This is a genomic window from Dyella sp. BiH032, from assembly GCF_031954525.1.
Classification (GTDB): Bacteria; Pseudomonadota; Gammaproteobacteria; order Xanthomonadales; family Rhodanobacteraceae; genus Dyella_D.
The window spans coordinates 4753087-4765011 of sequence record NZ_CP134867.1 but is presented as its reverse complement, the minus strand read 5'-3'; the positions used below and the strand labels follow the sequence as shown (position 1 = coordinate 4765011).

Annotated in this window: 11 protein-coding genes and 1 riboswitch; of the genes, 7 read left to right on the top strand and 4 right to left on the bottom strand. The window is 67.3% G+C overall.

All coding sequences use genetic code 11. From position 1 onward, the window contains the following. Positions 1-126: 126 nt before the first annotated feature. Complete coding sequence (locus tag RKE25_RS21045) at positions 127-462, bottom strand: hypothetical protein (RefSeq protein WP_311840033.1); 336 nt, start codon at positions 460-462, stop codon at positions 127-129. Between the two features lie 89 nt (positions 463-551). On the opposite strand from RKE25_RS21045, the gene RKE25_RS21040 reads away from it, so the two are divergent. From RKE25_RS21040 to RKE25_RS21030, 3 genes are all read left to right on the top strand, one after another. Continuing rightward, a complete protein-coding gene (locus RKE25_RS21040) occupies positions 552-1202 on the top strand; it encodes a TetR/AcrR family transcriptional regulator (protein ID WP_311840032.1) in 651 nt (216 codons plus the stop codon). A 63-nt stretch (positions 1203-1265) separates the two neighbouring features. Beyond that, positions 1266-1359, top strand: a riboswitch (TPP riboswitch). Between the two features lie 82 nt (positions 1360-1441). Continuing rightward, entirely contained in the window at positions 1442-3322 is a 1881-nt protein-coding gene (gene thiC / locus RKE25_RS21035; protein ID WP_311840031.1) for a phosphomethylpyrimidine synthase ThiC, read from the top strand. Positions 3323-3465: 143 nt separating this feature from the next. Next, positions 3466-4479: a DUF2333 family protein gene (locus tag RKE25_RS21030; protein WP_311840030.1), complete on the top strand. Its 1014-nt coding sequence runs from the start codon at positions 3466-3468 to the stop codon at positions 4477-4479. Positions 4480-4642: 163 nt separating this feature from the next. On the opposite strand, the gene RKE25_RS21025 is transcribed toward RKE25_RS21030, so the two are convergent. After that, positions 4643-5533: a LysR family transcriptional regulator gene (locus RKE25_RS21025; RefSeq protein ID WP_311840029.1), complete on the bottom strand. Its 891-nt coding sequence runs from the start codon at positions 5531-5533 to the stop codon at positions 4643-4645. 100 nt (positions 5534-5633) lie between these two features. On the opposite strand from RKE25_RS21025, the gene RKE25_RS21020 reads away from it, so the two are divergent. Both RKE25_RS21020 and dkgB read left to right on the top strand, forming a co-directional pair. Then, positions 5634-6851, top strand: coding sequence for an MFS transporter (locus RKE25_RS21020; protein WP_311840028.1), 1218 nt, complete (start codon positions 5634-5636; stop codon positions 6849-6851). 28 nt (positions 6852-6879) lie between these two features. Further along, positions 6880-7683 carry a 2,5-didehydrogluconate reductase DkgB gene (gene dkgB / locus RKE25_RS21015; protein ID WP_311840027.1) on the top strand — a complete coding sequence of 268 codons (804 nt, stop codon included), beginning with the start codon at positions 6880-6882 and terminating at the stop codon, positions 7681-7683. An 88-nt stretch (positions 7684-7771) separates the two neighbouring features. Here dkgB and RKE25_RS21010 read toward each other — a convergent pair whose 3' ends face one another. Both RKE25_RS21010 and RKE25_RS21005 read right to left on the bottom strand, forming a co-directional pair. Then, positions 7772-8668, bottom strand: a complete 897-nt coding sequence (locus RKE25_RS21010) for an SDR family NAD(P)-dependent oxidoreductase (protein ID WP_311840026.1) — start codon at positions 8666-8668, stop codon at positions 7772-7774. A gap of 31 nt (positions 8669-8699) precedes the next feature. After that, complete coding sequence (locus RKE25_RS21005; RefSeq protein WP_311840025.1) at positions 8700-9437, bottom strand: SDR family oxidoreductase; 738 nt, start codon at positions 9435-9437, stop codon at positions 8700-8702. Positions 9438-9570: 133 nt separating this feature from the next. On the opposite strand from RKE25_RS21005, the gene RKE25_RS21000 reads away from it, so the two are divergent. Together RKE25_RS21000 and RKE25_RS20995 are read left to right on the top strand one after the other, a co-directional pair. After that, on the top strand, positions 9571-10479 hold the full coding sequence (locus RKE25_RS21000; RefSeq protein WP_311840024.1) for a LysR family transcriptional regulator: 909 nt from the start codon (positions 9571-9573) through the stop codon (positions 10477-10479). Positions 10480-10538: 59 nt separating this feature from the next. Then, positions 10539-11405 (top strand): hypothetical protein, encoded by an 867-nt coding sequence (locus tag RKE25_RS20995; RefSeq protein ID WP_311840023.1) that lies wholly within the window; start codon positions 10539-10541, stop codon positions 11403-11405. The last annotated feature ends 520 nt before the right edge of the window (positions 11406-11925 follow it).

Sequence of the window (11925 nt, the reverse complement as noted above, 5' to 3'; positions counted from 1 at the left end):
GGATAAGCGCTTAGGCCTGCTCCGACAATGTTCAAAAGCCTGGGGGTTGCCTGCTTCGCTACGAAGTGCCGGAAGTCACCGCGACGAACTGACGGAAGTCATGCGCAGCGCGGTGTCCGCGGACACTCATGCCGTCAATCGACGGTTATCCGCCCGCTTGGATGCGATGTCCACCGGCAGCCGCGCGAGCGCATCTTCGGCGGCTTCGCCCAGCGTGGCATCCAGCAGCCGGATACGGGAGAGCAGGGGCGGCTGCCGCCGGCTTTCCGCAGCCACCGCCAGCCAGGCGAGCCAGCGCGCCAGCCGGTGACGCTCCGCCGCGTTCAGGGCGGCCAGCGCGACGCGCACGGCGAAGGCGCGCCGGCGCGCCAGGGCCTGTCCCTGCTCCAGCCAGGCCGCCATGATCCGCTGCGCATGGCGGTAAGGGGCGCTTAGGGTGAGTTCTGCGATAGTAGAGGTCATGGGTCGGCCGTCCGGGACGGCGGTGGAAAATAAGTAAACCGGCGCGTATACTAAACCCCGGTTATTCCTTTGTGAAGGTGTAGAACGGCATGAACACGATCGCGCAGACCAAGCCTCAGGGTCCCGGCCGCCCGAAGGACATGGAAAAGCGCGCGGCGATCCTCGAGGCCGCCAAGGCGCTGTTCGTGCGCAACGCCTTCGCCGGCACCAGCATGGATGCCGTGGCCGCCGAGGCCGGCGTGTCCAAGCTCACCGTCTACAGCCACTTCGGCGACAAGGACAACCTGTTCCGCGAAGTCATTCGCGCGCATATCCAGGACGTGCTGCCGGAAGACACCTATCAGTACGACTCGGGCGCCGACATCCGCGACGTGCTGATGCATGTGGCCATGACCCACGCCCACATCGACTGCGATCCGAAGAACGTCGGCACCTTCCGCGCCATTCTCAGCGATTGCCGCCAGGGCAACCCCCGCTACGGCAAGCTGCTGTGGGAAGAAGGCCCCACCCGTACGCACAAACTGATGGAACGCCTGCTGCAACAGGCGGTTGACGATGGCAAGCTGGAGATCGACAACGTCGCCCAGGCCAGCGTCCAGTTCCTCGCGCTCATCAAGGGCGATCTCGTCCTGCGCCGCATGTTCGGCTGCGATGGCTGCCAGGACGCCTTCGCGAGCGAGATGGAAGCCAACGCCCGCGCCGGCGTGACCACCTTCCTGCGCGCCTACCTTCCCCGCTGACTTTCCCGCCGGCCTTCACGGCGCGTACTCGCCCGTATCCGGCGATTCGTGCTTGAATAGCTCTTTCGGAAGCGGGGGTGCCGGCTCGGCCGGCTGAGAGAGTCCCTTCGAACCTGATCCGGTTAGCACCGGTGTAGGGAGCTTCGCCGCACGGTCCCCGGTCCCTCGCGACCCCCGGTTCCCCGTGCGTCCGGCGCCGCCGCTTCGTGTCCCCCCGCCTCACGAAGGACGTCACGCCGATGAATGCCCAGCCCAACGATCTCGCGCGCGCCGCGCAGGAACTCTCCGAGGCCGTTACCCGGCCGATCCCCGGTTCGCGGAAGATTTACGTGCAGGGCAGTCGTCCCGACCTGCGCGTGCCGCTGCGCGAAATCTGCCAGGCGAAGACCCCCACTCTGTTCGGCGGCGAAGACAACCCGCCCATCACTGTTTACGACACCTCCGGCCCGTACACCGACCCGAGCTACGAGGTCGATCTGGCCGCCGGCCTGCCGGCCCTGCGCGCGGCGTGGATCGAAGAGCGCGGCGACGTCGAGCGCCTGACCGGTCTCAGCTCCGACTTCGGCCGCCAGCGCGCCGCCGACGCCAAGCTGGATCCGATCCGTTTCCGTCACCATCTGCGCCAGCCGTTGCGCGCCAAGGCCGGCGCCAACGTGACCCAGATGCACTACGCCCGTCGCGGCATCGTCACGCCGGAAATGGAATACATCGCCATCCGCGAAAACCAGAAGCTGGAGGCGCTGGCCGAAAGCGCGCTGCGCAACCAGCATCCCGGCCAGTCCTTCGGTGCCTCGCTGCCCAAGCTGATCACGCCGGAATTCGTGCGCGATGAAGTTGCCCGTGGCCGCGCCATCATTCCCGCGAACATCAATCACCCGGAAAGCGAGCCGATGATCATCGGCCGCAACTTCCTCACCAAGATCAACGCCAACATCGGCAACAGCGCGGTCTCCTCCGGCATCGCCGAGGAAGTGGAAAAGCTGGTGTGGTCGATCCGCTGGGGCGGCGACACGGTGATGGACTTGTCGACCGGCAAGAACATCCACGAGACGCGTGAGTGGATCATCCGCAACTCGCCCGTGCCGATCGGCACCGTGCCGATCTACCAGGCCCTGGAGAAAGTCGGTGGCGTCGCCGAGGAACTCACCTGGGAGCTGTTCCGCGACACGCTGATCGAACAGGCCGAGCAGGGCGTCGACTACTTCACCATCCACGCCGGCGTGCTGCTGCGCTTCGTGCCGCTCACGGCCAAGCGCGTCACCGGCATCGTCTCGCGCGGCGGCTCGATCATGGCCAAGTGGTGCCTGGCGCACCACAAGGAGAATTTCCTCTACACGCACTTCGAGGAAATCTGCGAAATCATGAAGGCGTACGACGTATCCTTCAGCCTCGGCGACGGCCTGCGCCCCGGCTGCGTGGCGGACGCCAACGACGCCGCGCAGTTCGGCGAGCTGGACACGCTGGGCGAACTGACCCAGATCGCCTGGAAGCACGACGTGCAGACCATGATCGAAGGCCCCGGCCACGTGCCCATGCAGTTGATCAAGGAAAACATGGAGCGTCAGCTGGAGAAATGCCACGAGGCACCGTTCTACACGCTGGGGCCGCTGACCACCGACATCGCGCCTGGCTATGACCACATCACCTCCGCCATCGGCGCGGCGATGATCGGCTGGTTCGGTACCGCGATGCTCTGCTATGTCACGCCGAAGGAGCACCTGGGCCTGCCGAACAAGCAGGACGTGCGCGACGGCATCATCGCCTACAAGATCGCCGCCCACGCGGCGGACTTGGCCAAAGGGCATCCCGGCGCACAGGTGCGCGACAACGCGCTGTCCAAGGCCCGCTTCGAGTTCCGCTGGGACGACCAGTTCAACCTGGGCCTGGATCCGGAAAAGGCCAAGGAATTCCACGACGAAACCCTGCCCAAGGACGCCCACAAGTCCGCCCACTTCTGCTCCATGTGCGGTCCGAAGTTCTGCTCGATGAAGATCACCCAGGACGTCCGCGATTACGCCGCCGAACATGGCGTGGACGAAACGGCCGCGCTGGGCGAGGGCATGGCGGAGAAGGCTGCCGAGTTCCGCCAGCAGGGGTCGGAGGTCTACCACCGCGCCTGAGCGGTGCCTCACGCCGCACGGCAAGCCGCGCGCCCGCGACGCGCGGCTTTTTTTGCCGTTGCCGGCGCGGTCCGCGCTCGCCGCGCGTCATCCGCGCTACCTTAGGCGCGTTTCCGACGTGACCGGAGCCCTGGGAATTCTCGATGCAAGCGAAGGACCCGACCGCCGTGCCGAGCCATGCCGTGCTGCGCGTGGCGCTGGTCGCGCTGGCCCTGCCACTGCTGGCCGCCTGCATCGTGCTGTGGTGGTGGGACCGCGAGCCCACCATCGTCAACCCGGCCGTGCCGCCGCGGACCGAGCAGGTCGCCATGCGCCGCCCCGTTACGCCGGGCGCGGCGACCACCATCAGCGTGATCCGCGCGCTTCAGGGCCTGGCCGGGAGCCGCGAGGGCCATAACCTCCATGGTCACCACCATCCGACCGGCCCGGCGATGGAGGGCACGCCCGGCTGGGAGCGCGGCTCCCTCACCGCCTCGCGCGATCTGCTGCATGCGCTGCGCACGGATTTCACCCGCCCGCACGCGCCCCTCGTCGAAGACAAGGATCTGGCCGCTGCGGATGTGCTGCTGTCAGGGCATCCGGGCGGCCTGTCGCTGCACAGTGCGGAAAGCCAGTACCGCAAGGCAACCGACCACCTGCTCGACTACCTGGACCGCCTCACCGACGACGACCCGGATAACGCGCACTTCTACGTCGACCCGGCGAGCCTGGCCGATTACCTGCAGCTCGTGTCCGACCGGCTCGACACGCTGCAGGACCACCTTGCCGCGGGCATGGTGCCTCCGCACCAGCGCGAGGTTGCGCCGCCGCGCTGGCCGATCGTCACTTCCGCCATCGCCATGCGTCGCGGCGGCCTGCCATGGCGCCACGCCGACGAGACCCTTTACGAGGCACGCGGTTATACCGCGACGCTGCTCGCCCAGATGAAGGCGTTCCAGCACGACTTCGGCCCGGTCCTCAAGAGCGACCAGGCCAAGGGCGATCTGAGCGAAGCCATCCACGAACTCGAAGCGCTGCAGGCCGGCTCGGCCGCGCCACTGGCGCTGGATGGAGCACCGATGCTGCGCCTGCCGGCACAGGCGCTGGCTCTCGCCGACGCGGTCTCGCGGATCGACGACGCGGTCATCGATTTGTGCGAGGAGCTGCGTAAGGGTTGATGCGGCGGTTCGATACAGCCGGCGTCGAGCTTTTTCAAGCGCGGCAACGCGTCTCTCTCCGTCACTGCGCCACGTGGCGACGCAAGCTGACGTCGGCCCACTGGCGACACGGCTTCCTCTCGTTCAAGCAGATTTACGCGCAAGCCCTCAGCGTGTTCCAGCGCTACCCAGGTGCCATGGTCTCGGCCACATAGTCGAGGAAGCAGCGGATGCGCGATGCCAACTGGGTATTGCGGTAGTACACCGCGTTGACCGGCTGCCGTACGTCCAGCGTGTCCCGCGCGAGGATCTGCACCAGCCGGCCCTCGGCCTGGTCCTGCGCGGTGAGGTAATCGGCGAGGCAGGCGATGCCTTCGCCGGCGATCGCTAGCTGGCGCAGCGTCTCGCCGCTCGAAGCGAGCAGGCTCGGCACGATGCGCAGCGTGTCACCCTGCGCGTGCCGCAGCGGCCAGTCGTTGAGCGTTTCGGTGAAGGTGAAGCCCAGCAGGCTGTGCCGCGACAGATCGCGCACATGGCGGGGTTGTCCGCGCGCCTTGAGGTAAGCGGGGCTGGCGAGAATGCGCAGGCGGCTCAGGCCCAGCGGCCGTGCATGCAGGCTGGAATCGCGCAGCGCGCCGATGCGGATCGCCACGTCCGTGCGCTGCTCCAGCAGGTCGATGATCTGGTCGCTGGTATTCAACTCCAGCTCGATCTCCGGATAGCGCGCACGGAAGCCGCCGACCAGCGGCACGATCACATGCAGCATGAAAGGCGCGGCGGCATTCACGCGCAGCCGCCCGGCGGGTTTCTGGCGCCGTGCGGTCATCTCGTCCTCGGCGTCTTCCACCGAACCCACGATCTGACGGGCGCGATCCAGGAAAAACCGGCCCTCCTCGGTCAGCTCCAGGCGGCGCGTGGTCCGGCGGAGCAGGGTAGTGTCCAGCTTGCCTTCCAGGCGGCTCAACGCGCGACTGATGCCCGACACGGTCTGTCCCAGCTGTTCCGCCGCGGCCGTGATAGAGCCGGTGTCCACCACCGTGACGAAGGTCTGCAGTTCGTCCAGGCTCGTCCTCATTATTGATCCCCGGGCAAGACTGTTTCGCTGTTTAGCAGGTTTTTCTGAAAGAGTCGCGTGCCGACACTGTGCCCCATTCCCTCTCGACTGGAGCGCAGCCATGCCGCTTGCCTTGCTGGCGCTGACCATCAGCGCCTTCGCCATTGGTACGACGGAGTTCGTCATCGTCGGCCTCATCCCCACCATCGCGGGCGACCTTGGCGTCGGTCTGCCGTCCGCCGGACTGCTGGTCAGCCTGTACGCCCTGGGCGTCGCCGTCGGCGCGCCGTTGCTCACTGCGCTTACCGGCCGTGTGCCGCGCAAGGCATTGCTGCTGTCGCTGATGGTGCTGTTCACCATCGGCAACCTGCTGGCCTGGAAGGCGCCGGGCTACGAGTCGCTGGTGATCGCACGTGTACTTACCGGACTCGCCCATGGTGTCTTCTTCTCCATCGGCTCGACCATCGCCACCAGCCTCGTGCCGAAGGAGAAGGCCGCCAGCGCGATCGCAATCATGTTCACCGGCCTTACTGTGGCGCTGGTGACGGGTGTGCCGCTGGGTACCTTCATCGGCCAGCATTTCGGCTGGCGCGCGACCTTCCTGGCCGTATCGGCGCTGGGCGTGCTCGCGTTCTTCGGCAGCCTCGCCTTCGTGCCGCGCGATATCCAGCACCAGCGCCCCGCTTCGCTGCTGCAGCAGGCGAATGTGCTGAGGCAGCCGCGGCTGCTGCTGGTCTATGCGATGACGGCAGTGGGCTACGGCGGTTCCTTCGTCGCCTTCACCTTTCTCTCGCCGATCCTCCAGCGCATCACCGGCTTCAGCGAAGGCGCTGTCAGCCTGGTGCTGCTGGTCTACGGCGTGTCTGTGGCGGTAGGCAACCTGTGGGGCGGCAAGCTGGCCGATCGCCGTGGGCCAATCGGCGCACTCAAGCGCATCTTTCTCGGCCTCGCCGCCGTGCTCGCCGTGCTTACTTTCACTGCGCAGGTGCCGTGGCTGGCGCTGCTCACCGTGCTGGCCTGGGGCGCCGTCGCTTTCGGCAATGTGCCGGGCCTGCAGGTCTACGTGGTGCAGCAGGCCGAGCGCTACGCGCCGGAAGCGGTGGACGTGGCCTCGGGCCTCAACATCGCCGCGTTCAATCTCGGCATCGCCGGCGGTGCCTGGGGCGGCGGCTTGATCGTGGCGCATCTCGGCCTCATCCACACGGCGTGGATCGGCGCGCTGGTGGTATTGGGCGCGCTGGCGCTGACCGCGTGGAGCGGGCGCCTGGACCGCCGCGATCCGGCATTCGCCGCGGTCGCTCCCGAAGGGCGCGCTTCCGTCTATGCCGGCGGCCACTGATTCCCTTCCCTCATTACGGAGCCATTCCATGAGCATCCCCGCCTTCGGCCTCGGCACATTCCGCCTGAAAGGCCAGACCGTCATCGATTCGGTGCGCGACGCGCTCGACCTCGGCTATCGCGCGATCGACACCGCGCAGATCTACGAGAACGAAGCCGACATCGGTGAGGCACTGGCCGACAGTGGCGTGCCGCGCAGCGAATTGTTCCTCACCACCAAGATCTGGACCGACAACCTTTCGCCGGCTCGGCTGATCCCGAGCCTGCGCGAGAGCCTCGAGCGCCTGCGCACCGACCATGTCGACCTCACCCTCATCCACTGGCCTTCACCGAAAGGCGCAGTACCGCTGCGCGAATCGCTGGATGCCCTGCGCGAGGCTCAGACCCAAGGGCTGACGCAGCAGATCGGCGTGTCGAACTTCACCATCGACCTGCTGCGCCAGAGCATCGAACTGGCCGGTGCCGCGAACATCGCCACCAACCAGGTGGAAATCCATCCCTATCTGCAGAACCGCAAGCTCGCGGCATACGCGAAGGAGTACGGCATTCACCTCACCTCCTACATGACGCTTGCCTACGGCAAGGTGCTGCAGGACCCGGTGATCGTCGACATCGCCCGCCGCCACGGTGCCACGCCCGCGCAGGTCGCGCTGGCCTGGGCGTTGCGCGAGGGCTACGCGGTGATCCCGTCGTCCACCAAGCGTGCCAACCTCGCCAGCAACCTGGAGGCGCAGAAGCTGGTGCTGGACGACGAGGACATGGCCCGCATCGCGACGCTGGACCGCGGCGAACGTCTCGCCAATCCGGCCAGCCTCGCGCCCGCCTGGGACTAGCCAGACACGTAAACCCCTCTCCGCTGGGAGAGGGGTTGCGGTGCATATGGGACGCAGGAGCGACGTCCGCCACTCCATGCCCGCTCCGTCACGTCGTGCGCGGCGACAACAAGGCTCCCTGGCCGATCCTCCGCAGGAACTCGGCCCGGATGCGATCCGCGACCGCGGCCACGACCGCCGCGCCATCGTCCGAGGGGTCGATATGCACGCGGAACGGGCGCTTGCCGAAGGGCAGGTTCACGATGTCCACCATGGCGTCCGCTACCACGGCGACATCGGCGTCCGGCGGTTCGCACGCTGCCAGCCCCCGCAGGATCTCGTCCTCGAAGCCTTGGTAAGGGCCTTCCGTGTATTCGGCGGCGCGTGCCTTGTCGGCCGGCGTGCCGGAATGCGCGAAATGGTTGGTGCCCTTGGTGAAGGCGCCGGGCACGACGATCGACGTCTCGATGCCCCAGCGCGCCAGCTCGCCCGCGTAGCTCACCGCCACCGAATCCATCGCCGCCTTGGCTGCGAAGTAGGGCGCCAGGTAAGGCGGCGTGCCGCCGCGCGTGCTGCTGCTGGACACCCACAGCAGCAGGCCCTTGCCCTGCTTGCGCAACTGCGGCAGTGCCGCGCGGTTCACCCGCTGCGTGCCCAGCACATTCACGTCATAGAGCTGCGCGAACTGTTCCGGCGTGAACGCCTCAGCCGGGCCGAACACCATGTGCCCGGCGTTGTGTACCACCACGTCGAGGCGGCCGTGCGCAGCGGCGATATGCGCGATCGCGGCATCGGCCGACACTTGGGATTGGACGTCCAATTCGACGCTACGCAAGTCCACGCCATGTTCCTTTGCGTACGCGTCGACCGCTTCCACCTGCGGCGCATTGCGCCCCTGCGTATCGCGCATGCTGGCGTAGACGGTGTGGCCGGCGCGAGCCAGGGCGCGGGCGGCGAGGGCGCCGAAGCCGCTGGAGGCGCCCGTGATGAGGATGATCTGTTTCATGTCCGGTCTCCGGTGCGAAGGGTTGGCGAGCTCAGACCATGCCGCCGTTCACGCGCAGCACTTGGCCGTTGACCCACTGGCCATCGGGGCCGGCCAGGAAGGAGACCGCGCGGGCGATGTCGTCGGGCGTGCCGATGCGCTCCATCGGCGCGAACTTGGCGATCTCGGCAATCCGCTCTTCGCTCTTGCCCTGATAGAAAAGATCGGTGCCGACCGGGCCGGGAGCGATCACGTTCACCGCCACATTGCGGCCGCGCATTTCGTTGGCGAGCACGCGCACCAGCCCTTCCACGCCCGCCTTGGAGGCGATGTAGGGACCATAGGTAGGGAAGGAGCGACCGACCGTGCTGCTGGAGAGCGCGATGATGCGGCCACCGGCCGGCGCACGCTGCGCGGCCTCGCTGAGCACCACGAAAGCGCCGCGCAGATTGATGCGGATCATGCGGTCGAAAGTAGCGAGGTCGCCGCCGGCGATGGGCATGTTGCTCATGACACCCGCGCTGTGCACGACCACGTCGATCGTTCCGGTCAGCGCAGCGGTTTCGTCGAATATGCGGCGAACGTCGGCCGGCTCGGCCACGTCGCCCCCCGTCGCGACGGCGCGGCCGCCGGCCTGTTCGATCTCCCGCACCACTTCCTTGGCCGCTTCAGGGTTGCCGGCGTAATGGACTGCCACGGCGAAGCCGTCTTCCGCCAGGCGAAGCGCCACGGCACGGCCAATGCCACCCGAAGCGCCAGTAACCAGGGCCGTCTTTTGCTGCTGAATCATGGGGATGCTCTCCGTTGGGTAATGGCCCATGGGCGGGCCGGGTCGGTATGGCGAGCATTCTTTTGTATTGGCCTCTCGCGATAAATCGCCGGGTACTGGCATATCTATTCGCTCTCATTGAATAATCCGCCCCATGGATCGCCTGGACGCCATGCGCCTGTTCACCCGGATCGTCGAGCTCGGCAGCTTCTCCCGCGCCGCCGACGAACGCGGCCTGCCGCGCGCCACCGCCACCTACGCCATCAAGGAGATGGAAGCGCGGCTCGGCGCCCGGCTGCTCGAGCGCACGACGCGCCAGGTCCGGCCCACGCTGGACGGCCAGGCTTACTACGAGCGTTGCGTGCACCTGCTGGCGGAGCTGGACGATGCCGAGTCCGCGCTCGGCCACCTGGCCAGCAATCCCCGCGGCACGTTGCGCCTGGATCTGCACGGCGCGCATGCCACCCACATCGTGTTGCCGCGGATCAATGAGTTTCGCGCGCGCTATCCGCACATTGAGCTGAAGATCAGCAGCGGCGATCGGCTGGTGGATCTGGTGCGCGAAGGCATCGATTGCGTGATACGTGCGGGCGCGCCGAAGGATTCGACGCTTGTCGCGCGCCGCCTCGCGGTGATGCCGGAAGCGATCTGCGCCAGCCCGGACTACCTCGCGCGCCACGGTACCCCGGCGCATCCGGACGATCTCGCGAGCCATCAGGCCGTGGGTTTCTTCGCCAGCGGGCGCGACAGTACGTATCCGTTCGAACTGGTGGTGGATGGCCAGGTACGCGAATACGAGCTCGGCGGGTGGCTGTCGGTCAACGACGCATCGAGCTACCTGGTGGCGGCCACGCAGGGATGCGGCCTGATCCAGTTGCCGCGATATCGCGCGCAGTCCTACCTGGACGATGGACGTCTGGTCGAAGTGCTCACCGCCTGGGCCTCGCCCGGCCTGCCGGTGTCGGCCATGTATCCGTATCACCGGCAGTTGTCGCCGCGAGTGCGTGTGTTCATCGATTGGGCGGCGATGTTGTATCGGGACAAGTTCGGCGACGTCGTCTGAGCGACGCGCGGCCTCCCGTCGAGACCGCTACGATGGCGGCCCTCGTCCGGAGTTTCCGCATGTCACGCGCCCTGCCCGAATGGCTCGACCGCATCGAGGCCGACGCTCTGCTGCGCGAACCGTCGCGGTTGCGTGAGCGGCTCGATGCGCTGGATCGGCTGGAGCTTTATGCCGATGGCGCCGACGCCCCGGCGCTGCAGGCACGGCTCCAGGCGCGGCGCTCGGAGCTGGAGTCCATCAACCAGCGTCTCTATGCGGATCTGCGCCGGGACCTCCGTGCGGGCCGCAACGCTTTTGCGCCATGGATCGAGGCCCTGGAGCCTTCACCGGGCGGCGATGGTTATGACTATCGTGACGATCTGGTCAGCGGCGTCCTGGCATTGGACGAGCCGGCGAACGCAGGCCCTTTGCCGCCGGACATGGTGTTCTATCAGCCGACGCCCGCGCGCCATGTGTTCGACTTGGTGCGCAGGGCGAAGCTCGGCGACGACGACGTCCTGGTGGATCTGGGCGCGGGCCTCGGCATCGTGCCGCTGCTGGTGGCGATGACGACGGGCGCGCGCACTGTCGGCGTCGAGCGCGAGGAAGCCTATGTCGATGCGTCGCGGCGGTGCGCGGAGCACCTCGGCGTTTCGCGCACGTCGTTCGAGTGTGCCGACGCGCGCGAGGCGGACCTGACGCAGGGCACGTTGTTCTATCTCTACACGCCGTTCACCGGCAGCGTGATGCGGAGCGTGCTCGACGCGCTCCGGGCGGAGGCAGCGCGGCGAGCGCTGCGCATCGCGACGTTCGGGCCGTGTACGCGCGTCGTGGCGGCGGAGCCGTGGTTGCGCGGGGGCGCAGGGGTGGGTGAGGACAGGGTGGCGTTGTTCGAGGTGAGTGGCTTTGGGGGCGGACGCGACGCGGTGGGGCCACGCCGGGCGTAGGTTGGAGTGAGCTTGCGAACTCCAACGGCTGCTAAGGGCCGCCTCGCCTTCACCTACTCGTCATTCCGGCGCAGGCCGAAACCCAGGGGCGACAGCGCTTGGTTGTCGCCTTATGGTCAGTCGTGTCTCGCCCCTGGCGGGGCGAGGGTTTCTCTCTACTGCCGGAGAGCGAGTTACTTCTTCTTTGCTTGCCCAATCCCCTCAAGGGGGACCTCGAGAAGAAGTAAACAAGAAGAAAGGGCCCCCTGCGCGGCGCCCTCCGCAGCCTACGCTGCTCCGGGTGCGTTGAGGGCTGGCCGGGCTTTCGACAGGGCATCCTGCCCTGATCGAAAAGGCGGGGACATCCCTGTCCCCGCCCGCCTGGTCGTCCAGCCCTCACCGCCGCGAAGAGAACCCGGGAGATCAAGAGCGAAGAGCAGGAGCTCGCGGGCGGAGCGTCTTTGGCTTGCGCATCCTGGGGTAGCCGTGTGGCAGGAGGCGGCTGGCGGGCACTGGTCGCGATAGGCCGAAAGTACCGCAG

Excerpts from the sequence above, each read along its gene's own strand:
- thiC (WP_311840031.1), top strand. The coding sequence starts at position 1,442 with ATGAATGCCCAGCCCAACGATCTCGCGCGCGCCGCGCAGGAACTCTCC.
- RKE25_RS20995 (WP_311840023.1), top strand. The coding sequence starts at position 10,539 with ATGTCACGCGCCCTGCCCGAATGGCTCGACCGCATCGAGGCCGACGCT.
- RKE25_RS21030 (WP_311840030.1), top strand. The coding sequence starts at position 3,466 with ATGCAAGCGAAGGACCCGACCGCCGTGCCGAGCCATGCCGTGCTGCGC.
- RKE25_RS21020 (WP_311840028.1), top strand. The coding sequence starts at position 5,634 with ATGCCGCTTGCCTTGCTGGCGCTGACCATCAGCGCCTTCGCCATTGGT.
- RKE25_RS21005 (WP_311840025.1), bottom strand. The coding sequence starts at position 9,437 with ATGATTCAGCAGCAAAAGACGGCCCTGGTTACTGGCGCTTCGGGTGGC.
- RKE25_RS21040 (WP_311840032.1), top strand. The coding sequence starts at position 552 with ATGAACACGATCGCGCAGACCAAGCCTCAGGGTCCCGGCCGCCCGAAG.
- RKE25_RS21010 (WP_311840026.1), bottom strand. The coding sequence starts at position 8,668 with ATGAAACAGATCATCCTCATCACGGGCGCCTCCAGCGGCTTCGGCGCC.
- dkgB (WP_311840027.1), top strand. The coding sequence starts at position 6,880 with ATGAGCATCCCCGCCTTCGGCCTCGGCACATTCCGCCTGAAAGGCCAG.
- RKE25_RS21025 (WP_311840029.1), bottom strand. The coding sequence starts at position 5,533 with ATGAGGACGAGCCTGGACGAACTGCAGACCTTCGTCACGGTGGTGGAC.
- RKE25_RS21045 (WP_311840033.1), bottom strand. The coding sequence starts at position 462 with ATGACCTCTACTATCGCAGAACTCACCCTAAGCGCCCCTTACCGCCAT.
- RKE25_RS21000 (WP_311840024.1), top strand. The coding sequence starts at position 9,571 with ATGGATCGCCTGGACGCCATGCGCCTGTTCACCCGGATCGTCGAGCTC.